Raw genomic sequence first — 25068 nt, forward strand, 5'->3', positions numbered from 1 at the left:
GGTTAGTCCCAAGCGAATGGGCCGACCGCCGCTAAAAGCCGAAGTGCGAACTGTGAAAACGACCGTTCGAATGACGGAGGATGTCGCGCGCCGGATTGAGGAAATCGTCGGCCCCAATCGGATGGCCGTCTTCATCCGAGAGGCGATCGAAGCAGAGCTGGAGCGCCGCGAACGGCGCCCCGACTGATTATCGGGCAGAGGCGTTCCCGGCCCGCGCCAGGATGGCGTCGATCCTGTTCCCGCCTTCGTCGCGGGCAGGCAGATCGGTGAAGAACATGTCGAGTTCGACGCGATCCCAGATCAGGCGCTTGTCCACGGTCTTCGGCTTTGGCATCCGCCTGTCCGCCACCATCTCATCGAACTTGCTGATCCCGACGCCCACGTAGCGGGCCGCGTCGATGCGATCCATGCCGCGCGGCGGATAGGGGAGATTGTCGCGCTGACGGCTCATGGAAGTTCCTCCCCCTTGTTGCGGCGGGTGGCCGAGGTGATGGGCTCGAACGGCCCGAAATGGTGAGGATGCCGGGACGAGCCCAGCAATTCGCGGACGGACAGGACGAACGGCGCAGCGTGCGGGCGCCGGGCCATCACGTAGCCCTCGACCGGCTCGCACATGACGCGGATCGGGCCGCCGGGTGACATCCAGCGCTTGGGGATTGGCGCGCCGGGCGTGATCGTGTGGACTTTACGGTGGCTCGGATCATTCGCCATCGGACGACGCCTCCGTGACCTTCGCGAGCGCATTGCGGCTCGTCACCATCTGGTAGCCGTCCGAGAACCGGACGCAGCATGAGTTCATCGTGCCGCGCGCGGTCACCGTACAGGTTTGCCCCTTCCGGCCCTGGCGATCCCATCGATAGAGGTAGAGACGTGCGGCGATCACTGCGGCGCCCCCTCGGCCTTCTTCGCGTGCACGGCCTTCCAGACCGCCAGATATTCGTCGCGGGGCAGGCGCTCTCGCATCTCGGCGACGAATAGGGCGCAATCCGTTTCGTGCTGCGCGTTGGCGAGTTCGACGCGCTGCCGCTTCTGCTCGGGCGTCTCTGGCCCGGCAGCGAGCCGTATGGCTTCCCGGCGCTGGTGCTCCTCCCGGCGCATGACCTTGAGGGCACCACGGATCGCCCGGACGACCTCCTTCCGGTGTCTCGCCGCCTGCCTGGCGCGATAGAGCCAATGGAGATCGACGCGACGGCCAACGGCCTTGTAGGCTTCAGCCGAGGTGATCTGCGTTTCGATGCCGGTCACCTCGGCCGACAACTCGTTGATGATGCGCTCGGCATCGCCTTCGCTTGCGATGTCGCGCGCCAGCCGGCCATCCGGCAGCTTGAGGGTGGGGTTGATGTGCTTCAGCACCTCTCGTCCTCCTCGGCCGCCGAGGCGATACCGCGTCGGACCAGTTCTCCGTCGATTGTGCGCTCGATGGTCTGCCACCATGCTTCCGTCTTGGCGTTGTCAGCATCCATCTCAGCTTCAACGGCAACAATCAGGGGTACGCCAGGGAAGGCCGACTGGACCGCTTGGAGTCCGTTTTCTCCTCGTGCGATAGCTTCGGCAGCCACCTTGGTCATTTCGGCCATGATCTGCTTGCGCATGTCGGTCATGCCCATGGCTCCTGCGGATCTTGCTCGTCGTCGTCGCCGAAATCGTCGTGGTCGCGCGTCATCTGCTCGATGCGGCGCTGTGCCTCGCGATCGATCAGGGTCCAGTTCCAGACCTCGGGGAGGTCGTTCAGGGTGAGGCCGTCTCTCATGCGCTGACACCTCGTGCATCGCGCCTGATCTGCGCCGAGAGGCGATCCCCGATGTAGAGTTCGGGGGTGTCATCGTCGGACGCCCAATCGATCTCGCACGTCGCCATCGCAAGGCATTTGACGCCGAGTCCTGCCGCCGTCGTTGCCGGAATGGAGGCGATCTTCTCCACGACATCGCGCCGGACTTCGTAAGCGGCCATGTCGCGCGCAGACGCTTCATCCGACTTGTCGTCCCGTGTTTCGTCCATGACCGCGAGTTCGGCCTTCCAGGCGGTGAGCAATTCATCGCCCAGCCGAAGCAGTTCGGCGTCCGCCAGTTCTGCGGCCGGGGCCGCGATGGGCTGACACTGCGACGCCAGAACGGCAGTTGCCGCTAGAAGGCCGGCAGCCCCGCCTTTACCGAGATGGGAGAGTGCTTCCCGGCGGGTCATCGTGCCTCCTCCAATTTGGCGATGGCGCGATTGACAGAGCCGTGAACGAGAGCCGCCACATGGTGGAGCATGTCCGTCTGCTCCCGGTTCAGCCCGTAGGTGAAGCCTGGTGTGTTGGCATTCAGCTTGAGTTCGCTTTCCAGCAGGTTGATCGCGATAAGCGATTCCGCGCGGGCATAGGCGAGCTGGTCCAAAGCGTCCGAGATCACAGCCTCCGCAATCACTGTTGCGTCTTCGGGCGGTTTGGTGCTACGATTTGTCCTGTTCATAGAAATCTCCATGGTGGGGGATCGCTGGAACCATGGCTCGGAGGGGTTGCCGCCCCTGCCGGGCTTTTTCGTATCGAGCGGTGAGGGAAGCGACCTTGGCATTCCAAGGTCGGGTCGGGCTCAGGCGTTGTGCTGGGAGCGTCCGGCAGCGATGGCGGCTTGCGTCATATCGCGAGCAAAAACCGGCTCGCTGGCGAAGCGCGCTGATACGACCTCCATCAGGAGATGAGCGTTCGGCGCGATGGGCCTTCCTGGGCAGGGCGTGAACAAAAGGAACGGGGTCTGATCGGCGTCGTGCTGATAGCCGTGGCAAATCAGGAGACCGCTGACCTCGAGCCAGATAATGACATCGCTGGCGGCACCAGTCTTGATGGCGGAGATTACAGCTGGCGCGCTCGTCAGATAGTAGCCGCAACTCGCGATCGCACAGACCGCATCATTGAAAAACACTTCATCGTCCGATGCGCGCTTAGCGATGATCTGTATGACATCGAAGGCGCCAGCCTTCGGATTCTCGTCGATTGTGAAATAGATGCTGTCGTTCGTCAGGTTGACAGCAGGGATGACGCCGAGATCGTAAATTAGATTGCACAGCGCCTCGGCTTCGGTGACGAGACGCGTGCCCACGCGGCATTCGGGCTCATCGGTGGCAATGCTGGTCGTGGAGTTGGGTGTGGTGGGTGTGGACATATGGCCTCCGTATCTGCCATCTGAATAAGCCACATCCGCTACAATGCCGTCAACCAAAAAATAAGCCTATAAGGCTACAACCGCTTCAGCGGGGAAGTGTCGGCTTTCGACCAAGACAGCCACAGATCGGATCGGGCCGATATCCTGCGGTGGGTTGTTCATGGCGCGAACGCTAACTTCTCCGTCATTCCGAGGTGGCCCAACGATGCCGATGACCTCCTTTCCATCCTTCAGCCGTAGAAAGCAGATTCGGTCATAGAAGTCTCGGATGACTGAAGGTGGCCAACTCTCGAACCGTAGTAGGTCACCTTTATGAAAAGCTGGCCATAGATAGTTGCTGGAAACCTCAATCCAGAACTCTCTTTCATCGGTTACATCGTTCGGAGAAACCGTTCTAACATGGCGGAACAATCCCTCTTCCATAACTGAGCCGTCATCTCGGGCGTAGCCGTAGACTTCCACTTCGAATGCATCTCCTTCGATGTGGTATAGACTATAGGAAGGCACTTTCAGAGCCTTCGAAATCCGCTCGATCCATTCGAGGGTGAGCTGCATTTCGCCGCGCTCGAGCTTAGAGATCGTGACGAAATGTACATCCAGCAGGTCAGCCAGAGCGCGCTGGCTCACTTTCCTGAGCTTCCGCATCTCACGAATTCGGTTTGTAGCCATGCGCGCCTCGGTAGGCGCGTGTAGCTGATCTTGCTTACACGCGCGCGGTGGGTTATGTAGCCTATTAGACTACTATCCCGAGAGTGTTAAGGATTAGCCATGTTGTCTCCGCGCGAATGGCGGAAGCAGATGAAGCTGCCCCTGGCTGGCGCAGCTTCTCTTGCCGGCGTCACAGGGAAAAACCCAGGGCGAACTTGGCAGCGATGGGAACTCGGCGAGCGCCAGCCTCCGCTGTCGATCATTCTCAAGATCGACGCCCTGAGCGGTGGGCGCGTCTCGACGGCCTCTTGGTTGGCTGCAAAGCAGTCTTTTGAAGCCCGCGCCCGATGACGAGTGCTTCGCTGCCTGCGCAAAACTCTCGCCTTGCCGAGTGCGAAAAGGTCATTGAGAAAGGCCTCTCGACGTTTGTCGATGTCGGAAATGCGCTAGTCGAGATTCGCGACGACAAGCTCTACCGAGAAACGCATCAACGGTTCGAAGACTACTGCCGAGACCGCTGGGACCTCGGCAGGGCGCGAGCTTATCAGCTGATCGACCACGCTCGAACCGTTGCCGCGATCAAGACGGCTTCTGGCGTTTGTCTACCGGCGGTAGACATTTCAGAGCGCGATACCCGCGATATCAAGGCGGACCTGCCTGCCGTCGTGGAGGAAATCAAGGCGAGAGTGGCGGTCGGTGAATTGCCGAGCAAGGCCGCAGCTGATGCGATCCAGGCTAAGCGAGACGAGAAAGCCGAAGAGCGGCGCCAGCGTGAGGCAGAAGCTGCCGAGCGTCTTCGTGTCCGCGAGGAGCAGAAGGCCCAGCTTTCTCCGGATGTTCGTCAGCGCTTGGAGCATCAGCAATCCTATCGCAAGCGGGCGGCCGAGAGTGACGCGCCATCCGTCCATCGCATTGCCGAACTCGAGGACGAGTTGGCGGCATCAAAGGCCGAAATCGAGGCACTGAAGACCGAGCTTGTAACCAAGGGCGAGCGGATTGCAGAGCTATCCCGGCTCGAGGTGATGGAAACGCTGTTCAACGAGGGCGGCTTCGAGGCTGTGATCGCCGCGAAAGACCGCGTTCTGTGGAGCAAAGACGCGATGATCCGCACTCAGGGCGAGAGCTTGGATAAGTGGAAGAACGAATGCCTTAGCCTCCGCAAGCGCCTCAAGGTGGAACAGCCGTCATCGCAGACCATCATCGACATGCAGTCGGGAGAAATCCGCAATGCCTGATCGAGATGGGGGCAAATTCTCCAATGGGGTCCGCTCGTGAGCGGGGAGGGTAAACGAAAAGCTGACGTGACCGGGCGAACCACTGGCCGGTCGAAGGCTCACAAGTCGCTTGTGGACTTGCCCTCAGGCCAATGGCTGTCGCTGCCTCGCGAGATGCTCGAAAGTCCGGCATTCATGGCTCTCAGTATGCCGGGGCTTCGCTGCATCATGAGATTGGTGATCGAGCATCTGGCGCATGGCGGGGCCGAGAACGGCAACCTGAAAGTCACCCACGCTCAGTTCGTCGAGTACGGTGTCGGGCACAACTCAGTGAAACCTGCGTTGATCGAAGCCGAAGCCCTAGGGTTCGTCGAGCTCACCTACCAGGGCGGGCGGTCCTACGGCGACACGAGGATGCCCAGTCGCTATCGACTGACCTTCCCGAACAGTCGGAATATGCCGCAAACGCACGAGTGGTACGCGATCCAGACGCTGACCGAAGCTCGTTCGCGTGTCGCCCGCGCCCGTCTTGAATGGGAGGCACAGCGCCCAAAAAGGGCATCCGCCGCCAACAAGTCCAATCTGCCCACCGGCAAAGTGGGAGCCGCATGAGACACGATCCTCGCTCCCTCAAGTGGGAATGTCCCACTCCCTCAAGTGGGAATGTCTTCACCGTTCCCCACTCCCTGAACAGGGAATCCATACCCACTCCCTCAACTGGGAGTCCTTTCTATATTCTCGGGGGAGGGAAGCGTGAGCGATAGGCACACCGACTTGCCGCTCTTCCGATGGCAGCCCCCAAAGGTCGAGATCATCCCGTTCCCCTGCCGAGCTAGGGTCGGGAAAATCCGCCAAGCCGCCGAACTCGTCCTCGCCAGCCCCACGGAACGAGCCTCCGCCGCGCGGTGGCGTCAGATGACAGACGGCATCGCTCGCCAGATGGAGCGCGCCGGCATCCCAGACGAGACAATCCAAGCCGAGCTTCAAATCTTCACCCACGCCGTCAACGCCGAGGTTATTCGGCGCTCGCGCGGTCAACGAACCTACAATCCCGAAGGAGGCGAAATCGCATGACGCGCCGGAAGATCGACGCCAGCAACATGACCGAACTTCGCACCATCGCATGTGACGCGATGAAGCGGATGATGGAGCGCCTTCGGGCGCTGCCGGAGGACGAATTCCAAGCCGTGAAGGCCATTAACGAGGCCGACCGTGAAGCGCTTCCCGGCCCTCTGGCTGAGGTGGACTTCATCGCCGGGGCCATCGACGCTGTGGAGCGCGGTCGCCAGGGAGATGCAGCGTGAAGACGACACGACGCGGTTTCTTCGGCGGGATGGCAGGGGCTGCTGTGGCGGGGCCATCTCTGGTCAAGCAGGCGGCCGCGCAGGCTCTGTCCGGCGGTGGTCTGGCTCAGTCCGCCGGGTTCGCCAGCGGCATCGGCTACAACACTGCCGTCAATCAGATTGGGGCCATAGGCGTCTCGGCGAGCCATCTCGATTACTTGCGCTCCCGCATCAAGGCGTTGCGCGGTCTGACAGCGGACGAGCGCCGCGAAGAGATCCAACGCATGGGGCTCGATCTGGACCTGTCGGAGGTGGCGACGCTGCGCTCGGTCAGCGACCGGCACAAGATGCCGATGCTCGCCGAGCGGCGGTTCGAGCGCCAGCGAGAGCAGGAGCTATCGCGGCTGGTGAAGGAGCTTCTGCATTGGGAGAAGCAGGCATGAAGGCGACATGGATGTGCTTCCCGATCGGCGGGGCAATCGGATGGTGCGCGTTCGCGGCGGCGGGCTTCGCATTCCCGGCGTTCGATAGCGTGTCGTTCCTTGCTGGGATCGCGACTGGCGGGCTGTCGGCAGGCGTCGGCTTGATCATGGGGAGGGCGGCATGAAGTGGTACGTCGTGAAGACCAACCCTCGCTGTGAGGATCGGGCGGCGCTGTCGATCGCTCGGGCCGGCTTCGGGGTCTACCTACCGACGTTCAAGAAGGAGTTCCGCCACGCGAAGGCGAAGCGCTGGATCAGCCGCCGCTATCCCGTGTTCGTGGGGTATTTGTTCGCCGAACTCGACGACGGCAGCGAGGCGCATTTCGGCAATGTGCGACGGTGTGACGGGGTGAAGGACTTCCTCGGCAAGTCGGCGGCGGGAAACTGGATCGCGGACATCCCTCAGAGCGACGTAGAGGCCATCCGGGCATCGGTCACCTCGGGCGCCTTCGACCAGCTGCGACCGCTAGCGGAGCGCCTGAAGAAGGGCGACCGGGTGATGATCGACATGGGCGCGATGATCGGCCAGCACGCGGAAGTCACGGAAGTTGGGAAGGCTCGCGCGTCCGTTCTGGTCGAGATGTTCGGAAGCCGACACGTTGCATCCGTGCCGATTGACTGTCTGAAGACAGCAGCTTAGATTGCGGTTGCGCAATGCGTCCGACTGACTGGAGCTTTTGAGTTGCCGGCGGGACGATGGGGAGGGTTCCGCCTCCCCAATGGTTTGCATGGGCGTTTTTGCGATATGCCTTTTCGCTATGACCCAAATGCTGGGTAAACAGCTTTGAAAAAGTACGAAAGCGCGGCGCAAATAAACGTGCCCTTGAACGCAAAATTAAAAATCTGATTCCACTGCCGCCGGTGGGTATTCTGCTTTATCTCGTACGCGTTGAGCCCTTTGAATAGCTCCTTCGGTCCCCCTATAGCGGTGACCAGCGCGCAAATGACCGTCATGAAATCCAAGTAGGCGGTCAGATTGTTGAGAGTGTTGGTGCTCATTACTCTCCAATCCCTTCAAATTGCTAATATAACGCGGTCCTGTCTGCGACAAACGCCGACGCGTAGAGTTGGGCGCACACCCTAACGGTATTAAGCGGGCGTGAAGGTTTTTTCCTCATTCTGAGGGCTGCTGAACGTGCGACACGGTGAACCTGCCTGCCGTAGCCTTGCTGGGCGGTAAGCGCAAATGTGGGGGAAATGGCAGTCCCCACCACGTTCGGAAATGATGGGCGCCCTCTGCCCAAGGGCGCCCGTCACTCCCAGACTTGTAAGGGCCGTATGTGCCATCTGAGCGTCGGACCTCGCTCACGTAGAGAACGAATGTTTGCCTTATCAGTCCGCCGAAAGCTCACAATCAGTAATTCAGATTGTTGGCGAACGTATTTGACCGCCATCGAAAACGGCCGGCTGTGCTCAACAGACCAATAGAGGAATAAGAAAGAAGGTTTCTTCTTGTTCTCCAGTATGATTTCTCCCCTCTCCACCACATCGCTCATCAGTAATAGATCGGTGAAGCAAAGGTCAGGGTGTCGCTCTAGTATGTGGCGGATCGAATGGTTCGACAGGTAGATAATGGGATGCTTGACCGCAGTTCTATCCGCAATCTCTATCGGAAGATGCCCTATCTGCAGCATATCCCGATGACCCAAAAATAGCTGCTGCAGGTGACTGAGTTCTACGCCCATGCACCTTAGGAATCAGGCCGTTTCCAATGAGTCAATCGGGCCGGGACAGGATACTTCTATCATTGAAGCGCCTGGACGATGGCCTGATTCTTCAAGTGATTCTAAGTATTGAAAAATCTGGCGGTCCGGTAAGATCCGATAGGCGAAGTCGACCGATTGACGTTCGATTCGTGACAATTAGCCTTCGGGTGGAGCCGTAAGACGGAACACAGCTTCGAACGGTTGGCCGTCGTCGCTGGTGCCCTTGCACCTGATGCGTTTGTGTCCAGCTTTGTAGTTCCCGTATCGGCAGCTGCCTGTTGCAGCGAATTCTTTGGTCGCACCTCCTGCCGAGAAGATTACCTTATCGATCGCGAACAGGTCGGTGTCGGGTGTGGGATTTGGCCGATCCATCCCAGAGAAGGTGATGATGCTCCCGCGCTTGAACACGAAGTAGAAGCCTGTTCGACCATTGTCATAGGTCGAGTTCATGAGCTTGGTGTCGCATTCCTTCGTCATGTTGTTCCGGCCGAGAACGAACTTCTCACAGACGCCCTTTCCGAAAGCCATCTGCTGCGCTTCAGCGCTAGGGGCCGATAGTGCCAAAGCGGTGGCGACGAGGAAGAGCTTCAGTTGCATCGGTCAGCCTCACAGATAAGGAGGCCTAGCCTATCCACGCGCATAGGTGGTGGGCAAGGGCCTGCATAGGATGCCTTATGGGTCGCCCATCGGAGTACACAGAAACGCTTGCCGACATGATATGCGAGCGTATCGCGAATGGTGAAAGCCTCCGTGCGATTTGCCGGGACGATGGGATGCCTGCTCAGTCGACCATCTTCAAATGGCTGGGCGAGCGAGACGAGTTTTCGAAGCAATACGCCCGCGCGCGCGAAGCCCAGGCTGAGGTTCTGTTCGACGAGATCCTGCACATCGCCGACACGCCCATGGAAGGCGTCAAGACAAAGACGATCGGTGACAAGACCGAGACGCAGACGGGCGACATGATCGAGCATCGCCGGCTTCAGGTGGATGCCCGCAAATGGATGCTCGGGAAGATGCAGCCGAAGAAGTACGGCGAGAAGCTGGCTCTGACCGGTGCGGATGGCGGCGCGATCGAACACGTCGTATCGGCCAAGGGAATGACCGACGATGAACTTGCACGTATCGCCAGCGGAGGCGGCGAGGGAGCTTCTGAGGCGTAGGCGAGCCCGCGAAAGCCTGATCGGCTTCAGCCAGGCGATCGAGATTCCCGGTAAGCCGATCGAAGACGACGAGGACGACGACCAGTTCGTCAGCCCAGCCGCGATCGAGACGGGCGTTGCAGACCATCACCGGTTGCTGATGCGGGCCTTCGAGCGCTGCGTCGACACGCGCCACGGTCGGCTCATGATCTTCATGCCTCCTGGTTCAGCCAAAAGCACCTATGCCAGCGTGGTCGGCCCGACCTGGGCGATGGCGCGTCGACCCGGCATGAAGGTGATCGCCGCGAGCTACGGTTCGGATCTGTCTCGCAAGCTCGGGCGCCGCTGCCGCTCCATCGTGAAGCAGCCGGGCTTTGCCGGCCTCTACGCCACGGGGCTGTCGAGCGAGAGCGCGGCGGCCAACGAATGGGCCATGACGAACGGCTCGGAGTACATGGGCGGCGGCATCCTGTCGGGTATCACCGGCAACCGCGCCCATCTCGTGGTGATCGACGACCCGGTGAAGGGCCGCGAGGCCGCCGACAGCCCGACGATCCGCAAGAAGACGATCGAAGCCTATCAGGACGACATCAAGACGCGCCTCGTGCCTGGCGGCTCCATCGTCCTGATCCAGACGCGCTGGCATGAAGAGGATTTGGCGGGATCGATCCTGCCCGAGGGATACGACGGCCAGTCCGGCGCCATCATGTGCCGCGACGGACAGGTCTGGGAGGTGATCTGCCTCGCGGCCAAGGCGGAACGGGACGACGACCCGCTCGGCCGGAAGGTCGGCGACTATCTCTGGCCCGAGTGGTTCGACCGGGAGCATTGGGCGCAGTTCGAGCGAGTGCCGCGCACATGGGCGTCGCTCTACCAGCAGCGGCCGGCGCCTGATGCGGGCGACATCTTCAAGCGGGAATGGCTCCAGTTCTACGACGAGCTTCCCGCCGGCTGCCGCTTCTACGGCGGTTCGGACTATGCGGTCAGCGAGGACGGCGACTGGACGGTCCACGTCGTCGTGGCGATCGACCGGGACGGCAATCTCTACGTTCATGACCTCTGGCGAGGGAAGGGCGAGCCGGACATCTGGGTCGACCAGCTTCTCGACCTCGTGGAGGTGCACAACCCGCTCGGTTGGGCTGAAGAGCTCGGCCAGATCTCGCGCTCGGTCGGCCCGTACCTTCGGACCCGGATGCGTGAGCGCAAGGTGTTCTTCGCTCGTGAGCAGATCGCATCGACCGAGGACAAGGTGGCTCGCGCCCGTTCGCTGCAAGGTCAGATGGCCAGCGGCAAGGTGTTCCTCCGACGCGGTGCCGCCTGGCTCGCCGATCTCGTGTCCGAGTTCATGGTGTTCCCCAACGGGCGGCATGACGACCAAGTGGACGCGATCACGAAGGCCACGCAGCTGCTGGACCGGATGCGCGCCAAGCTCGCGCCGAAGGCCACCGAAGACAAGAACCCCTACCTCGCGAAGAACGCCTTCGCGCTCAAGACGCCCAAGGAACGCCTGTGACCACAGAAGCCGAACCGACCGGCCCAGAAGGCATCTCGCCCGAGCGCTGGAACACGCGCATCAGCGAGGCGGCCAACGTCGAGCGCGAATGGCGCGACAAGGGCAAGGAAGTCGTCGACATCTACCGGGCCGAGAAGACGGCAGACGGATCGGCCGGGCGCGGGCGGTTCAACATGCTCTTCGCCAATACGTCGATCCTCTTCCCGAGCGTCTATCAGCAGCCGCCGCAGCCTGACGTGCGTCGACGCTTCCAGCGGCCCGACGATCTGGCCGATGCGGCGTCCGGCGTTCTGCAGGGTGCGCTCACCGCCGCATTCGACGAAGCCAACCTGGACGCGGAAATCCGCCGCGCCGTGCAGGAGGTGCTTCTGCCAGGACGCGGCACGATCCGCGTTCGCTGGCTGCCGACGCTCAAGCCGCAGCCGGTCATCGGTGCCGATGGTCAGCCCCTCATGGGCGAGGACGGCAAGCCGCAGACCGAAGAGCGCAAGGTCTGGGAGGTGCTGGACTACGATCACATCTATTGGGAGGACTTCGCGCAGGAGCCCGCGCGGCGCTGGAAGGAATGCCAGTGGGTGGCCTTCCGGCACTACCTGACGAAGGCGGAACTCAAGGCCGAGTTCGGCGACAATGCTGAGATCGCGAAGAAGCTCAGCGATGACGCTTGGGTGCGCGGCACGTTCATTCACGCCCCGGCCGAAGAGAAGACGCCATCCTCGAAGGCGATCAACGCGGCCGAGCCTCGCGTCATGGTCTGGGAATGCTGGGACAAGGGCCAGCGCTCCATCGACTGGATCGTGCCGGGCCAGAACCCGACGCTTCTTCGCTCCGACGAGGACAGCCTCGACCTCAAGGGCTTCTTCCCGTGCCCCGAGCCGATGCTGAGCATCTGGACGACCAAGAACATGGTCCCGGTGCCCGAATACGAAATCTGGCGCGATCTGGCCGCCGAGGTGGCGCGCATCACCGAGCGCATCGACGCCATCATGAAGCGCATGAAGGTGCGCGGCCTCTACAACGGCTCGATCGAGGAACTGGCCGAGGCGCTGGACGGCCCTGACGGCAAGATGGTGGCGGTGGCCGGCGTCGATATGGCTTCGGCCATGAACCAGAACGTCTGGATGATCCCGCTCGACATGCTCGCGAGCGCGGCGGTCGCGCTCTACAACGCGCGGGAGCAGGCCAAGCAGGCTCTTTACGAGGTGTCCGGCATCTCCGACGTGCTGCGCGGGGCCTCGAACCCGAACGAAACGGCGACCGCACAGCGCATCAAGGGCAACTTCGGCACTCTGCGCATCGACGACCGGCGGCGCGCGCTGTCGGCCTTCCTGCGCGATCTGACGCGCATCTCAGCGGAGATACTGGCTTCGAAATTCTCCGCCCCGACCCTCTCGCTCATGTCGGGGCGCGAGGTAACGCCGGAACTGGAGGCCTATCTACGGAACGAGTCGCAGCTGATGTGCCTCGTGGATATCGAGACCGACAGCACTGTGGCGGCCGATCAGGCGAGTGAGCAGGAAGCGGCCCAGGCTCTCGTCGCGGCGATCGGCGGCTTGATACAGACCTTCGGCCCCCTGGTTCAGGATGGCACGATCCCGAAGCAGTTCCTCGTCGAGATGCTGAAGATGATCCTGAAGCCGTTCAAGGGCTCGCGCGACGTGCTCGACATGATCGGGCAGGCCGCGCAGATGGCCGAGCAGCAGCCCGAACAGCCTCCGCCGCTCGATCCGAAGGTGGAAGCCATGAAGGCCAAGCTGGAACTCGACGGCAAGAAGGGCGAGCAGGAGATGCAGATCCGGCAGGAAGAACACGCCTTCGACATGCAGGAGCGCGCCGACAACATGAAGATGCGTCAGATGGAGTTCCGCGCCGACATGGAGCAGCGCGGCATCGAAGCCGAGCAGAACCGCCGCGAGCGTCTATTCGGGGTGCCTGCATGACCACCTACGTCATTCGCGACGGCAAGCTCGTCGAGAAAGCCAAGGCCCTCCAGTCGGACGGGCCTTTTTTCATGCGCGACATCGAACCCTACGAGAGCCCGATCACGGGCCTGACCATCACGTCGCGTTCGCACCGCCGCGAGGAAATGAAGCGTCACGATTGTATCGACGCAAGAGACCTCAAAGGCGAACTCCGAGCCAATGGCACGAGACATCGAGGCTGACATGAGCAACACGACCGACGCCGGCACCGATACGGGCGCCGAGAACGACATCACCGTCGATAGCGCGCTGACCGAGGCCTTCGCCGAAGTTCGAGCGAGCCAGGACGCGAACACGGAAGGTCAGCCGGCGCGCGATGGCGCTGCCGCTGATGCCTCCAATCCCATTTCCAGCGAGACGCCCGCCGCCGGTGCCGAACAGGCCAACGCGACGCCCGATCACTGGTCGAACGAAGAGCAGGCCGCCTTTGACGCGCTGCCGCCCGAGACGAAATCGCTCGTCGAGAAGCGGATCGCGGCCATCGAAGCGGATTACACGAAGAAGACGGAAGGCAGCGCCGAGGCGATCAAGCTCGCCGACGAGGTGCGCGCGGTCGTCGATCCCGGTTTGCAGAGCCGGCTCGAAGCCAGCGGCATGTCGATCGGGCAGGGGGTCGCCTACCTTGCCAATCTGGAGCGTTTCGCCAGCGAGAAGCCGGCGGAATATCTCGCGTTCGTCGCTCGGCACGTTCAGGGCATGGGCGTCGATGTGGCGAAGGTGCTGGGGCTCGGCGGTCAGCCGCAGAGCGAGGCCCAGCCCGGCGACGACGGGTTCACCGACCCGACCATCTCGCGCCTGGAAGAGCGCCTGAACCGCTACGAGCAGTCGCAGGTCGAACAGACGCGGCAGCGCGTTCTGAACGACGCCGGCCAGCAGATCGCAGCCTTCCGCGATGCCAAAGACCCCTCCGGCAATCCTCTGCGCCCGCATCTCGCGGACGTGGAAAACGACATGGCGGCGCTGATCCGCGCCAACCCGAAGATGACGCTCGAAGAGGCTTATGAGCGCTCGACCTGGAGCAATCCGGCGGTGCGCACGAAGCTTCAGGAAGCGGAGCGGGCGGCAGCGGCGCAGAAGGCCAGGGACGAGGCCGCCGATGCGCAGAAGGCGCGGCGCGGCAACATTCGGCCCGGCTCTCGCAACATGGCTCCTTCGCAGGCCGTGGACAGCATCGACGATGCCGTCTCGCAGGCCTTTGCCGAAATCAACCGATAAAGGAACAGGACAATGGCGGCTCTCAGTGCCGACGTTCGCGCCCAGCTCGTGGCGCTGACCATCTCGAAATACAAGCGCAAGTTCTACGACAACATCACCGGCTCCAACATGCTGTTGGCCACGCTGGAGAAGAAGGGCAAGATCACGTCCGTCGACGGCGGCGTGGACATCCGTGGCCAGATCATCATGGATACCGAGCTTTTCGCTTGGTACGAGGGCACGGACACCCTGACCCGCGCGCAGAAGAAGACGATCGGCGACGCGGCCTATTCGCCGGCCCAGGCGGTCGCCTCGATCACCCTGACGGGCGAGGAAACGGCGAAAAACAATGGCGAAGCCGCAATCAAGAAGCTGATGCGCGGCAAGGTCATGAACGCCGAGAACACTCTGAAGACGCAGATCACCAACGCGACCTATCGCGACGGCTCTGTGGCGAAGTCGTTCGTCGGCCTCGACGCCATCGTGGCCCAGGACCCGACGACCGGCACCGTGGGCGGCGTGAACGCGGCGACGAATGCGTGGTGGCGGAACAAGGTCATCACCGTGACGCTGACCGGCGCGGCCAACGCCGACGAGCGCTATCGCCGCCTGAAGCAGGGCATGAACACGCTCTACCGCAAGGCGTCGATGGGCACCGAGAAGCCCGACCTGATCACGCTCGACGACGAGACGTTCGGCGTGTTCGAGGACGGCCTTCAGGAGAACGCACGCTATCAGGACGCTTCGGCGGCCAAGCTCGGGTTCGACGCCTACAAGTTCAAGTCGGCGTCCGTAGTGAGCGAGTCCGATGGTTCGGCGCACCCGACTAACGGCGGCTTCATGCTGAACACGGACTATCTGAACCTCGAATATTACGAGGGACGCGGCTTCGAACCGCTCGATCTGCCCGAGTCCACGCCGGACCTCGACGCGGTGACGAAGCATATCGCCTTCATGGGCGCGCTCACCTGCTACAATCGCAGCCGGCAGGCGCGCCTCATCATCGTCCGCTAAGCCGGGCGATCCGAACCGAACACAGCCGCTGCGGGGCAACTCGCGGCGGCTTTTTCGTGCCCCTCCCACAAAGGCCAAGGCCCATGACCCCGAAATTCTACGACCGCGCGATGGACACCGGCACTGTCGGCGAGGACGGCAAGCCCGTCTATCGCATGGCGACCTACATGCTGTTGCAGGTGGACGCGAACAACACCGTCGATCGAGAAATCCGCGACGAGGACAAGGACCGCTTTCCTGCCGAATATGCGATTTACGAGCGCACGAAGCAGCCCGACGCCGATGGTTTCCCGCTGGCCGCTTGGCCGGGCGTGAACGCGGCCGAGCGCCAGGGCCTCGCCGATCGCGGCATCTTCACTGTCGAGAAGCTGGCCGAAACGAACATGGCCAAGGCGCCCGCCGACATGCGCGAGGCGCAGGCGCGCGCGAAGGACTTCCTTCAGAAGACCAGCGAGGACGGCCCAAAGCTCGCCGCGCGCATCGCCGAGCTCGAAGACGAGAACGCGGGCCTGAAGGAGCAGATCGAGGACATGAAGTCGGCGATCGAAGACCTGAAGGCGGAAGCTGCCAAGCCGAAGAAGTAAGCCGCCATGGCGACCGTCCTCGACCTCGTAAAAGCATCGGCGATCCGGCTCGTGCAGCCGGTGCCGAGCGCCGCGATGAGCAGCACCGATCCGCACGTCGCGCAGATCCTCGCCGCCATGGTGACATCGGCCGACGAACTGCTGGGCCGGTATCCGCTCAAGCGCCAGCTGTTCGGCGGCTTGTGGCTCCGGGACAAGGACGGTCGCAGCCTCTCGGCCCCGAACGCCGACACCGACACCGTTCTGATCGACGAGACGCTGATGCGGTCCTCGATCATTTGGCGCTGGCGCTACACGAACGGCTACGACTACGCGGAAGAGTTCCGGGCCGCCGAAGAGCGCCTGTCCATCCTCGCGAACGATTATACGAAGGCGCAGCGCGGGGGCTCGATCCAGGGATGAGGCAGCCGCTTCTGAACCGCGCGCGCCCCGGTCTGGCCCGCAACGTCACGATCGACATTCCCGCACCGTTCGGCGGCATCAACGGCGTGGATGGCCTTGCCGGCGGCGCGCCTCCGACCGACGCCATCGACCTCGTGAACTGGATGGCCGTGGAAGGCGCGCTGGAGACCCGGCCGGGCCACCGGATCGCGCTCGATCTCGAAACGGCCAAGCCGGTCGGCTTCCTCGAAGCCTTCGACGACGGCGACGTGCAGTCGATCGCAGCCTCGAACGGCAAGCTGTTCCGCTTGGCCGGCTTGCCCCTTACGAAAACCGAACTAGGGACCGGCCTCGGCTCCGACCGCTGGTCCTTCGCCATCATGAACCGCCGCATGTTCCTCGTGAACGGCGAGACGGCACCGCGCGCGGTCTACCAGGGCGCTCTCGTGACGCCGACCTTCCAGAAAAAGAGCGACGAGACGGCCGACCTCGACCTCACGAAGCTGTTCCGCGTCCGCGCCCATGCCAAGCGCCTGTTCTTCGCGCAGAAGGGGTCGGCCCGGTTCTGGTACACCGCCGCGCCCGGAAATATTCAGGGCGACCTTCAAAGCTTCGACCTGTCGGGCGTCGGCAACCGGGGCGGGACCATTGTGGACATCGCCACCATCACGCCGGACGGCGCGCGCGAGGGCGACGACGACGCGATCGTTTTCTTCATGTCGAGCGGCGACGCGATCATGTATCGCGGCTCGAACCCGAGCGATGCGGCTTTCTGGACCCGCGTGGGCGTGTTCACGTCGGCAAGGCCTATCGCCTCGCTCACCTACGGCGCGGACGTTCTGACGGCCTCTGTGGACGGCTACGGTGAGCTTTCTCGTCTCCTGCCGTCCGGCCGCTCGCCGATCGCGGGCTTCGGCGCCAAGCTCGGGCCGCTCGCCACGCGCTCGACGGCGCGCTTCGGCGCGAACGAAGGGTGGCAGATCACCTATGACGCCCGCCGCCGGCTGATCCTCGTGCATGTGCCGCAGACGCCGCGCTTTTGCGAGCAGCATGTCATGAACGCTGCGACCGGCGCGTGGACGCGCTGGACGGACCTGCCGGCCACGGTCTGGGGACTAATCGGCGACGCGCTCGCCTTCGGCACTCGTGACGGCAAGATCGCGGTGATGGAAGGTGCGAACGACAACGGCAAGCCCATCGTCGCGACCGGCCAGCCGACATGGCAGCAACTGGGCGCGGCAGGCCGCGTGAAGAAGATCAACGGCGTCCGGCCCATCGTCATCACGCGCGGGACGCCCTCGATCAGCACCGTCCTGGCGGCAGACTTCCGCGCGCCGGCCTATTCCGCCCCGGAGACCATTCCCATCCCGGCCGATGTCGGGGTTTGGGACAAGGGTGTCTGGGACAAGTCCGTCTGGGGCGGCGCCGAGCGCGTCACCAGTCTGCGGCAGGCCGGCGGCGTGTCGGGCAATTACATCGCGGCGGGCCTGCGCGCCGACACCATCACGGACCCGCTCCGGTGGGTCTCCATGTCGCTCCAGGCCGAAATCGGGGGCGCGGCGTGACCTATCGAATCCTCTTCGGTGAAAGTGATCTCGTGTCGCGCTGGATCGCGGCCCAGATCAAGGACGCACCGGACCTGACGGGAGCCGTGGCGTTCGGAGCGGTGCGCGAGGACATGCTGATCGGCGGCATCGCCTTCACCGAGCATCGCGGAACCGAGGTGCGCGTCACCATCGCCGGCTATGGCTCTTGGTTGACGCGCCGCCTTCTGCGCGCCGGGTGCGCCTACGCCTTCGAAGACCTCGGATGCCGGCGCATGACGGCGATCATCAAACGAACGAACCGGGCCTCGCGCACGGTCTGCGAGCGCATCGGCTTCAAGCTCGAAGGCACTCACCGGCAGGCCTACGAGGACGGCGGAACGGCGCTCTCCTACGGGATGGTGCGCGACGAATGCAAATGGCTGAAGGGGTCTGATCGTGGGTAAGAAGTCGCAGCCGCAGGCACCCGATCCGGCACAGACCATCGCCGCGCAGTCGGCCGCCAACAAGGATGCGGTGCGAGAAAGCGCCAAGGCCAACGCCGTCGATCAGTATTCTCCTTGGGGGTCGACGACCTACCAGAAGAACGCCGAGGGAATGCCGACCTCGCAGACGATCAGCCTGTCGGACCAAGGGCAGCGGATCTACAACGGGCAGCAGAACATCGCCGAAGGGCTGACGCAGAAGGCCGGCGAACTGGCGGGGCGCATTCCGACCGGGCCGATGGACGTTTCCAACCTGCCGGCGCGCGTCACAGCCGTTGGCAGTGGGCCGCAGATGGGCGGCGTCTCGGCCGCTGGCGCCGACCCCTCGTCGCTCGGCCTGACGACGGGCGTCAACGTGCCTTCGCTCCAGATGGCCGTCGCCTCGCGTTCCGGCGAGCTTCAGCGCGACATCAACTCGCGCACGGGCGAGGTGTCGAACCTCGGGATGCAGGACTATGGCGCGGCCACGAAGGCGACGCAGGACGCCACCTTTGGAAAGGCGCAATCCCTTCTGAAGCCGGGTCAGGATTTGGAGCGCTCGCGGCTCGAACAGTCGCTTTCCGATCGTGGCATTCCGCTCGACAGCGCGGCCGGTCGCGCAGAACTGACCCGTATGGCGCAGTCGCAGAGCGAAGCGAACAACCGCTCGGCCTATGACGCCGTGGCCGCCGGCAGCGCCGAGCAGTCCCGCCTCTTTGGTCTTGATGCCACGCGGACGCAGATCAACAATTCTGCCGCTGGCCAGCGCTTCGGCCAGGATTTGAACGCGGGCCAGTTCCGCAACGACGCGACCGATCGCGCCTTCGGGCAGGATCTATCGTCTGGCACGTTCGCCAACAATGCCGCTGGACAGCTGTTCGGCATGAACATGCAGAACGCAGCCTTGAACAACAGCGCGCGCGGACAGGCCTTCGATCAGGCGATCGGCTCCCAGGGCTTCAACAACAACACCGCGCAGCAGGGCTTCCAGAACCAGCTGACCGGCGCGAACTTCCAGAACGACCAACGCTCAGCGGCGCTGCAGGAAGCGCTCGCGCTTCGCAATCAGGACTTCAACGAGGCGTCGGCCCTGCTTCAGGGTGCGCCGGTCATGGGCACGCCGTCCTTCATGAACACGCCGACCTATTCCATGCAGCCTGTGGACGCTGCCGGCATATACCAGCAGGATTATGCGAACCGTGTTCAGCAGTCGCAGGCGCGGCAGGCCAACGGCAACGCGGCCATGTCGGGGCTCTTCGGTCTTGGCAAAGCGGCCATGATGTTCTCCGACCGCCGTTTGAAGACGGATGTTCAGCGTGTCGGCACCGGCTGGCGCGGTCTGCCCCTCTACCTGTTCCGCTACCTCGCCGGCGGCACGCACCATGTCGGCGTCATGGCGCAGGACGTGTTCGCCGTCGCGCCCGAGGCGGTTCATGCGATCGGCCGCTACCTCGCCGTCGATTATCGCGCCCTTTCGCAGATGGAGCCCGCCTGATGGCCTACGACAGCAACGAGGTTCAGGCCTACATCCGCGACGCGGCGCGGCGTCGAAACATCGACCCGAACACGGCTCTGCGTGTCTTCAAGCAGGAGAGCTCGTTCAACCCGCTCGCGCAGAACATCTCGAACAAGGAAGAGAGCTACGGCGTCACGCAGCTGAATGCGAAGGGCGGCCTCGGCGCGGTGGCGCTCCAGAAGGGCATCAATATTCGCGATCCGAACACCTGGCGCCAGCAGATCGATTTCAGCCTCGATACCGTGGCGAAAGACGGCTGGCGGCAGTGGTACGGAGCGCGCGATGTGGGGATCGGGCGATGGGACGGCATCAATGGTCGCACGGCGGGCGGTGGCCAAACGTCGCCTCTGGTCGACGCCGTGGCGGCGCGGAATAGCGGAGCCGACACGCTGGCTGGCGGTGCTGCGAATGATCAGCTTCAGGGCGGCCAGCCCGCCGCGCCGAGCGTGAACATCTCCTTGCCGTCCGAACGGAAGATGAAGGCGGCCGAGAGCGTTCTTGAGAACACCGGCAAGAATATCTCGCACCCGTTGCAGCTGGTCGGTGACCTCGCGCAGACCTGGGCGGCTACGCGTGAACTGAACTCTGGCGACAAGCAGGAGGCGTCGGCGCTTCAGCAGTCGCTCGCTGGCCTTGATCCGCAATATCAGATGGCGGGTCAGCTTCTCGGCGGGCGCGACGGCGCGGCGAAAGCGATCCTGGCGTCTCGCGAGGAAGCGTCAGCGAAGGCGAACCGCGAAGAGGCGCGATCGGATCGTCTGGCCGCACAAGGCTACCAGCGGGACCAAGACAAGCTCCAGAACGACCGCGCCGACCGCAGCCTCGCGCTTCAGGAGGAAGTTGTGCGCCGAAAGGGCGAGGGCTTCCGCACCCTGACGCCGGACGAGGTGAAGCAGCGCGGCCTTCCTCCCGGCTCATATCAAGTCGGATCGGACGGCAAGATCGACGAAATAGGCAAGAGCGGCCAGACGATCAACGTCAACGGCACCTCCAGCGAGTTCCGCAAAAAGGCCGACGAGCGCATGGTGAAGCGCTTCGGCGACATCGCAGAAGGCCAGACCGCCGCGGCGAACACCGTCCAGACGATCCCGGTCATGCGCGATCTTCTCGCGCAGGCTCCGACCGGGCCGCTGGCTGGCCGACTGGCCGAGCGCTTCCCCGGCTTCTCGACGGCCGGCGACGCCTTCCAGGCGACCGTGAACCAGATCGCGCCGACACTGCGCATTCCCGGCTCAGGCGCCATGTCTGATCGCGACATGGATGTGCTGATGGGCTCGTTCCCGCGTCTGCGGAATGACCCGAACGCCAATGGCCTGATCATGGGCCTGTTCGAGAAGAAGGCACAGCTGAACCTCCAGCGCTCCGATATCGCGAACAAGGCGCTGCGCGGCGAGATCGATCCGGCCGAAGCCGACCGCCAGCTTTCCACGCTCGATCAGACGCCGCTTCTCGACGAGAACATGCGGGCCTCGCTGACCGGCAAGGCTCCGCAGCAGCCAACCTCCCAAGACGGCGTTCCGCTCGGTGGCCTCGTGCCCGGTTCCGACGCCGGCAAGAGCGAAGCCGCTCCGGTGCGCCGCGCGCGCAATCCGCAGACCGGCCAAGTGTTGGAACTGCGCAATGGACAGTGGGTGCCCGCACAATGAACGGCCTTCCTCAGCTTCCTCCGGGGTTCGTGCTGGACGACGAGCCGGCGCCGATCGGTGCCATGCCGCCGCTGCCGCCCGGCTTCGAGCTTGAGCCCGACCAGCCGCAGACCTTCGGCGGCGCGGCCATGAACGCCACAGCCGGCGTGAACGAAGCGCTCTATGGGGCGCTCGGCGCGCCTGTTGACCTCGTGCGCGGCGGCATGAACCTCGCCACACGCGGCATCAACGCCGTGGCCGGCACTGACATTCCTCAGATCCCCGAAGACAGCTTCGGCGGCTCGCGCTCGATCGCGAACGCCATGGGCGCGATCCGGCCGGAACTCGACCCGGCGAACACCAAGGCCGAGACCTCGAACGACCGCATCGCGCGCGGCGTGGGGCAGGGTGTGGGCGGTGCAGTCCTGCCTGCCGGCGCTGTGGGTGCGGCGAAGCGGGCCGGTGTCGCGGTGTCGCCGCTCGTCGAAGCCATGGCGGGCCGCTCGGGCAGCGTCGGTGCTGTCTCGGCCGATGCCGTTGCAGGCGGCGCGGCGGGCGCTGGCTCGGCCACGGCGCAGGAGTTCACCAGCGACAAGTTTGACCCGCTGTCGGGCTTGGCAGGCGGCATTGTGGGTGGTGGCCTTGGTGCGGTCGCCACGGGCATTCCCGTGCTGACCCGCGCGGTTGCTGAGGCGACGGGCAACTTCACCGCACCGATGCGCCAAGCGGGCCGCGAACGGCTGGCCGGCGAGCGTCTAGTCGATGCGGCGAGCGATCCGCGCGCTGCGATGCGCAAGCTCGACGAAGTGCAGGCTCCGCTCGTGCCAGGCTCCAACCCGACGACGTTCCAGGCGACGGGCGACATGGGCCTTGGCGCGCTCGAACGCGAGGCACAGACGCGCTCGCCCGCCGACTTCATGCAGCGCCGGGCCGACCAGAACACCGCGCGCCGCGAGGCGCTGGAAGGCATCCAGCCGGACGGCGCACCGGAACAGGTCTCCCGCGTCCTGCGCGATCAGTTCAAGGCGCTGGACGCCGAGACGGCGAAGGCGGTGGATGACGCGCGGACTTGGGAAGAGGGCGCGCGCCGCTCGCTCGGCTCGGGCCAGCGGCCGGAAGACGCAGGCGACGCCGCGCGTCAGAGCCTTCAGCGTAACCGCGACGCGGCCATGGAGCGAGAGAACCGCCTTTGGGGTGCGGTCGACCCTGACGGCACCCTCGGCCTCCCGCCCCAGGACACGAAGCGCGTCGCACAGGAAATCGTCGCCGATCTTCCGAAGCTGGCCAAGCCGCCGAGCTCTGAAGAATCCGCGATCTATTCGGTGATCGGCGACGTGGGCGACGTGGTGTCGTTCAAGGAACTCAGCGCCTATCGCTCCCGCGTGTCGCAGGCTATCGCCGATGAGCGCGCTCGTAGCGGCAAGTCGCCCGCCTGGGCTCGACTGGTGCAGCTTCGCGGTGCTATCGAAAGCGATCTGGAGAACGCCGTCTCGCGCAAGGTGCTTGTCGAAGAGCAGGCCGTGGCAGCGGGCCAGATGCGCGAGGAAGACACGCTTCTCGCCAACATGAAGAAGCAGCAGGAGCAATGGTACGCTGAGCGCGCCGAAGCGTCGTCCGGGAATGGTGGTGGTGCGACTGTTGGCGGACGTGGAACCGGCCGACCACCTGCCGCTGTTGGCATATCTGGAGCAGCAGGCGAAACTTCGCAGCGACTTGGGCCAACTTCGGGCGATCCGCGACTATCGCAAGATGCTGGACGAGGAAGCGGCCAAAACAGCGGGCTGACTGCGGCCGACATCCGCGCGAAGAAGCCCAACGATCCATTCTTTGTGCGCTCGGGCGACAATCAGTCGTTCGTTCCCGTCGCGCCCGGCAAGCCTGATCTTGGGACAGCCCCGAACCTGCGCGGCGGAGGCGATCTGCCGATCCGCGTTCGGCGTGGCGATTTCACGAAGCACATCGCGTCACCCGTGCACTATTCCGACGCGGAAATCCTGGGCTATTCCGACCCATGGGAGATGCTGACGGACATCTCAGGCACATGGACCGAGATGCGTCGCGGCGACAAAGGCCGCATTCTGCTGGTGAAGCCGGCGCCCGAGTTGAACGGTGTCGCAGCGGTCGAACTCGCCAAGGTGGACGGGGCCGACTACTGGCGCGTCGTCACGGCGGGCCGGCGTCGAGAGGATCAACTGGGGGATCGGCTTGCGGTCAGGGAGCGGACCCCCGATGGTCGTTCCGGTAACGACCTTCCACTTGTGCGCCGTCCTACAGAGACCGGACAGGAACAGCACTTCGCGCGGGCCGCAAGCAGTCCTGATAATAGCGCGCCGGGTGCGCCCGAACAAGGTTTCCGCCCGTTCGATGCCGAAGCGAAAGGCCGTCTGGACACGGCGACAGAGGCGACCCGCCAGCGCGCGGCGACCTTCGACAACCGCCAGCTTGGGCCGCTGCTTGCACGCCCTGCCGACCATTCGCCCTACAACGTCGAAAGCGCTCGCGTGGCGGCCCGTGTCTTCCAGCCGGGAGCGAGCGGTTTCGAACGTGTCCAGCAGTACCGTGGCGCAGCCGGGCCGGAAGGCATGGCCGCAATCGAAGCCTACGCCGTGGACAGCCTCCGCAAGGCGGCGATCGACCGCGACACGGGCCAGATCAACCCGGCGAAGCTGGAAAGCTGGCGTCGAAGCCATGCCGACGCGCTGCGAGCCTTTCCCGAGCTCGACATCAAGATCGGTACGGCTGGTGACGCGGCGCGAGCGGTGGAGCAGGCCGCGACCGCCCGCAAGGCAGCGCTCGACGAGACGCAGCGTGGCGCGCTCGGCCGCCTGATCGGGGTGGAAGACCCGGAGAGCGTCCGCAACATCGTCGGCGGGCTCTTCTCGCGCCAGGACGCGGCCGAGCAGCTGGCGACGCTCCGTCGTCGTGTGGGTGGCGACAAGGACGCCCAGCAGGGCCTTCGGAAGGCTGTCGCAGACCATGTGATGACGCGGTTCGTCTCGAACACCGAGGCGGCGACCAGCGGCCGGGAGCTTCTGCGCGCCGACCAGCTTCAGACCTTCGTGAAGACGAACCGAAACGCCCTGCGCGCCGTGTTCACCGAGCCCGAGGTGAATGTGTTGGAGGCGGTTGCGGCCGATCTCCAGCGGGCGAACCGCTCGAACGCTTCGGTGAAGATCCCGAACCAGTCGAACACGGCGCAGGACCAGCGCTCCATCCTGCAGAACGTCATGAATGCCGGCCTGGAGAACTGGACGACGGTGGCGGGTGGCACGGCAGGCGCGGCGGTCGCAGGTGCACCGGGCGCTCTGGCAGGCGGCGGGCTCGCGGCGCTCTTCAACGCCATGCGGCTGAACGGCATCAACTCGGTGGACGAGCTCGTGCGCGATGCGCTCCTGAACCCGGAGCGAGCCCGCTTCCTTATGGCGAAGGTGCCGACCGATCAGAGGCAGGCCGATTTCATGTTCGGTGCGCTCGCGCGGCGTTACGTGAAGGCGGCGACGGTCGGCGCGGCGGTCGATCCGAAGGACGAGAAACCGAAGCGTGGGCCGGTCGCGCTCCCACCTTGGATGACCCAAGCCGAGCCGCCGTCCGCGCTCCAGCGCGCGCTGGCCGAGCGCTGAACGGCCCATCTCATTCGTC

General features: G+C 64.0%; 33 protein-coding genes. 21 read left to right on the forward strand and 12 right to left on the reverse strand.

The window, feature by feature from the left end; translation table 11 throughout:
• Window positions 1–187: 187 nt before the first annotated feature.
• From AUL28_RS19140 to AUL28_RS19180, 10 genes are all read right to left on the reverse strand, one after another.
• Window positions 188–451 carry a hypothetical protein gene (locus tag AUL28_RS19140; RefSeq protein WP_062235796.1) on the reverse strand — a complete coding sequence of 88 codons (264 nt, stop codon included), beginning with the start codon at window positions 449–451 and terminating at the stop codon, window positions 188–190.
• Window positions 448–711, reverse strand: coding sequence for a hypothetical protein (locus tag AUL28_RS19145; protein WP_062235798.1), 264 nt, complete (start codon window positions 709–711; stop codon window positions 448–450). Before AUL28_RS19145 ends, AUL28_RS19140 begins: the two co-directional genes overlap by 4 nt.
• Window positions 701–883: a hypothetical protein gene (locus tag AUL28_RS23075; RefSeq protein WP_062235801.1), complete on the reverse strand. Its 183-nt coding sequence runs from the start codon at window positions 881–883 to the stop codon at window positions 701–703. The genes AUL28_RS19145 and AUL28_RS23075 overlap by 11 nt, the downstream gene beginning before the upstream one ends.
• Entirely contained in the window at window positions 880–1353 is a 474-nt protein-coding gene (locus AUL28_RS19155) for a hypothetical protein (protein WP_062235804.1), read from the reverse strand. Before AUL28_RS19155 ends, AUL28_RS23075 begins: the two co-directional genes overlap by 4 nt.
• Window positions 1347–1601 (reverse strand): hypothetical protein, encoded by a 255-nt coding sequence (locus tag AUL28_RS19160; RefSeq protein WP_156420081.1) that lies wholly within the window; start codon window positions 1599–1601, stop codon window positions 1347–1349. Before AUL28_RS19160 ends, AUL28_RS19155 begins: the two co-directional genes overlap by 7 nt.
• Window positions 1598–1750, reverse strand: coding sequence for a hypothetical protein (locus AUL28_RS22825; protein ID WP_156420082.1), 153 nt, complete (start codon window positions 1748–1750; stop codon window positions 1598–1600). Before AUL28_RS22825 ends, AUL28_RS19160 begins: the two co-directional genes overlap by 4 nt.
• On the reverse strand, window positions 1747–2181 hold the full coding sequence (locus AUL28_RS19165) for a hypothetical protein (protein WP_062235810.1): 435 nt from the start codon (window positions 2179–2181) through the stop codon (window positions 1747–1749). Before AUL28_RS19165 ends, AUL28_RS22825 begins: the two co-directional genes overlap by 4 nt.
• A complete protein-coding gene (locus tag AUL28_RS19170; RefSeq protein WP_156420083.1) occupies window positions 2178–2462 on the reverse strand; it encodes a hypothetical protein in 285 nt (94 codons plus the stop codon). The genes AUL28_RS19165 and AUL28_RS19170 overlap by 4 nt, the downstream gene beginning before the upstream one ends.
• A gap of 108 nt (window positions 2463–2570) precedes the next feature.
• A complete protein-coding gene (locus AUL28_RS19175) occupies window positions 2571–3140 on the reverse strand; it encodes a hypothetical protein (protein ID WP_062235817.1) in 570 nt (189 codons plus the stop codon).
• A gap of 66 nt (window positions 3141–3206) precedes the next feature.
• Entirely contained in the window at window positions 3207–3809 is a 603-nt protein-coding gene (locus AUL28_RS19180) for a helix-turn-helix domain-containing protein (protein ID WP_082640581.1), read from the reverse strand.
• A gap of 99 nt (window positions 3810–3908) precedes the next feature.
• On the opposite strand from AUL28_RS19180, the gene AUL28_RS22830 reads away from it, so the two are divergent.
• The 8 genes from AUL28_RS22830 to nusG all read left to right on the forward strand — a co-directional run bounded on the left by AUL28_RS22830 (window position 3909) and on the right by nusG (window position 7407).
• The gene (locus AUL28_RS22830) at window positions 3909–4139 is read left to right on the forward strand and encodes a helix-turn-helix domain-containing protein (RefSeq protein WP_156420084.1); all 231 of its coding nucleotides are present in this window, start codon (window positions 3909–3911) and stop codon (window positions 4137–4139) included.
• Window positions 4136–5023 (forward strand): hypothetical protein, encoded by an 888-nt coding sequence (locus AUL28_RS19185; RefSeq protein ID WP_062235822.1) that lies wholly within the window; start codon window positions 4136–4138, stop codon window positions 5021–5023. The genes AUL28_RS22830 and AUL28_RS19185 overlap by 4 nt, the downstream gene beginning before the upstream one ends.
• Before the next feature lie 174 nt (window positions 5024–5197).
• Complete coding sequence (locus AUL28_RS19190) at window positions 5198–5614, forward strand: hypothetical protein (protein ID WP_062235825.1); 417 nt, start codon at window positions 5198–5200, stop codon at window positions 5612–5614.
• 141 nt (window positions 5615–5755) lie between these two features.
• Window positions 5756–6076 carry a DUF6074 family protein gene (locus AUL28_RS19195; protein WP_062235828.1) on the forward strand — a complete coding sequence of 107 codons (321 nt, stop codon included), beginning with the start codon at window positions 5756–5758 and terminating at the stop codon, window positions 6074–6076.
• Window positions 6073–6306, forward strand: a complete 234-nt coding sequence (locus AUL28_RS19200; protein WP_062235831.1) for a hypothetical protein — start codon at window positions 6073–6075, stop codon at window positions 6304–6306. Before AUL28_RS19195 ends, AUL28_RS19200 begins: the two co-directional genes overlap by 4 nt.
• Window positions 6303–6728: a hypothetical protein gene (locus AUL28_RS19205; RefSeq protein ID WP_156420085.1), complete on the forward strand. Its 426-nt coding sequence runs from the start codon at window positions 6303–6305 to the stop codon at window positions 6726–6728. Before AUL28_RS19200 ends, AUL28_RS19205 begins: the two co-directional genes overlap by 4 nt.
• Entirely contained in the window at window positions 6725–6892 is a 168-nt protein-coding gene (locus tag AUL28_RS22835) for a hypothetical protein (RefSeq protein ID WP_156420086.1), read from the forward strand. The genes AUL28_RS19205 and AUL28_RS22835 overlap by 4 nt, the downstream gene beginning before the upstream one ends.
• The gene (gene nusG / locus AUL28_RS19210; RefSeq protein ID WP_062235836.1) at window positions 6889–7407 is read left to right on the forward strand and encodes a transcription termination/antitermination protein NusG; all 519 of its coding nucleotides are present in this window, start codon (window positions 6889–6891) and stop codon (window positions 7405–7407) included. Before AUL28_RS22835 ends, nusG begins: the two co-directional genes overlap by 4 nt.
• 116 nt (window positions 7408–7523) lie before the next feature.
• Here nusG and AUL28_RS19215 read toward each other — a convergent pair whose 3' ends face one another.
• On the reverse strand, window positions 7524–7766 hold the full coding sequence (locus AUL28_RS19215; RefSeq protein WP_062235839.1) for a hypothetical protein: 243 nt from the start codon (window positions 7764–7766) through the stop codon (window positions 7524–7526).
• 863 nt (window positions 7767–8629) lie between these two features.
• Entirely contained in the window at window positions 8630–9070 is a 441-nt protein-coding gene (locus AUL28_RS19225) for a hypothetical protein (RefSeq protein ID WP_062235845.1), read from the reverse strand.
• A gap of 77 nt (window positions 9071–9147) precedes the next feature.
• Between AUL28_RS19225 and AUL28_RS19230 the strand changes: the two genes are divergently transcribed.
• The 13 genes from AUL28_RS19230 to AUL28_RS19290 all read left to right on the forward strand — a co-directional run bounded on the left by AUL28_RS19230 (window position 9148) and on the right by AUL28_RS19290 (window position 25049).
• Window positions 9148–9633 (forward strand): terminase small subunit protein, encoded by a 486-nt coding sequence (locus AUL28_RS19230; protein WP_156420087.1) that lies wholly within the window; start codon window positions 9148–9150, stop codon window positions 9631–9633.
• Entirely contained in the window at window positions 9581–11125 is a 1545-nt protein-coding gene (gene terL, locus AUL28_RS19235) for a phage terminase large subunit (RefSeq protein ID WP_062235850.1), read from the forward strand. Before AUL28_RS19230 ends, terL begins: the two co-directional genes overlap by 53 nt.
• Window positions 11122–13065 (forward strand): hypothetical protein, encoded by a 1944-nt coding sequence (locus AUL28_RS19240; protein WP_062235853.1) that lies wholly within the window; start codon window positions 11122–11124, stop codon window positions 13063–13065. Before terL ends, AUL28_RS19240 begins: the two co-directional genes overlap by 4 nt.
• Complete coding sequence (locus tag AUL28_RS19245) at window positions 13062–13289, forward strand: hypothetical protein (protein WP_062235856.1); 228 nt, start codon at window positions 13062–13064, stop codon at window positions 13287–13289. Before AUL28_RS19240 ends, AUL28_RS19245 begins: the two co-directional genes overlap by 4 nt.
• A gap of 1 nt (window position 13290) precedes the next feature.
• Entirely contained in the window at window positions 13291–14322 is a 1032-nt protein-coding gene (locus AUL28_RS19250) for a hypothetical protein (protein WP_062235859.1), read from the forward strand.
• Between the two features lie 12 nt (window positions 14323–14334).
• Complete coding sequence (locus AUL28_RS19255; RefSeq protein ID WP_062235862.1) at window positions 14335–15315, forward strand: phage major capsid protein; 981 nt, start codon at window positions 14335–14337, stop codon at window positions 15313–15315.
• Window positions 15316–15398: 83 nt separating this feature from the next.
• Complete coding sequence (locus AUL28_RS19260; protein ID WP_062235865.1) at window positions 15399–15899, forward strand: hypothetical protein; 501 nt, start codon at window positions 15399–15401, stop codon at window positions 15897–15899.
• Between the two features lie 6 nt (window positions 15900–15905).
• Window positions 15906–16301 carry a hypothetical protein gene (locus AUL28_RS19265; protein ID WP_062235868.1) on the forward strand — a complete coding sequence of 132 codons (396 nt, stop codon included), beginning with the start codon at window positions 15906–15908 and terminating at the stop codon, window positions 16299–16301.
• On the forward strand, window positions 16298–17845 hold the full coding sequence (locus AUL28_RS23080) for a hypothetical protein (protein ID WP_062235871.1): 1548 nt from the start codon (window positions 16298–16300) through the stop codon (window positions 17843–17845). The genes AUL28_RS19265 and AUL28_RS23080 overlap by 4 nt, the downstream gene beginning before the upstream one ends.
• A complete protein-coding gene (locus AUL28_RS23085) occupies window positions 17842–18270 on the forward strand; it encodes a GNAT family N-acetyltransferase (RefSeq protein ID WP_062235874.1) in 429 nt (142 codons plus the stop codon). Before AUL28_RS23080 ends, AUL28_RS23085 begins: the two co-directional genes overlap by 4 nt.
• On the forward strand, window positions 18263–19783 hold the full coding sequence (locus AUL28_RS19280; RefSeq protein ID WP_062235877.1) for a tail fiber domain-containing protein: 1521 nt from the start codon (window positions 18263–18265) through the stop codon (window positions 19781–19783). Before AUL28_RS23085 ends, AUL28_RS19280 begins: the two co-directional genes overlap by 8 nt.
• A complete protein-coding gene (locus tag AUL28_RS19285) occupies window positions 19783–21450 on the forward strand; it encodes a transglycosylase SLT domain-containing protein (protein WP_062235879.1) in 1668 nt (555 codons plus the stop codon). Before AUL28_RS19280 ends, AUL28_RS19285 begins: the two co-directional genes overlap by 1 nt.
• Window positions 21447–25049, forward strand: a complete 3603-nt coding sequence (locus tag AUL28_RS19290) for a hypothetical protein (protein ID WP_062235883.1) — start codon at window positions 21447–21449, stop codon at window positions 25047–25049. Before AUL28_RS19285 ends, AUL28_RS19290 begins: the two co-directional genes overlap by 4 nt.
• Window positions 25050–25068: the final 19 nt, after the last annotated feature.

It is taken from the genome of Aureimonas sp. N4 (assembly GCF_001463925.1).
Classification (GTDB): Bacteria; Pseudomonadota; Alphaproteobacteria; order Rhizobiales; family Rhizobiaceae; genus Aureimonas; species Aureimonas ureilytica_A.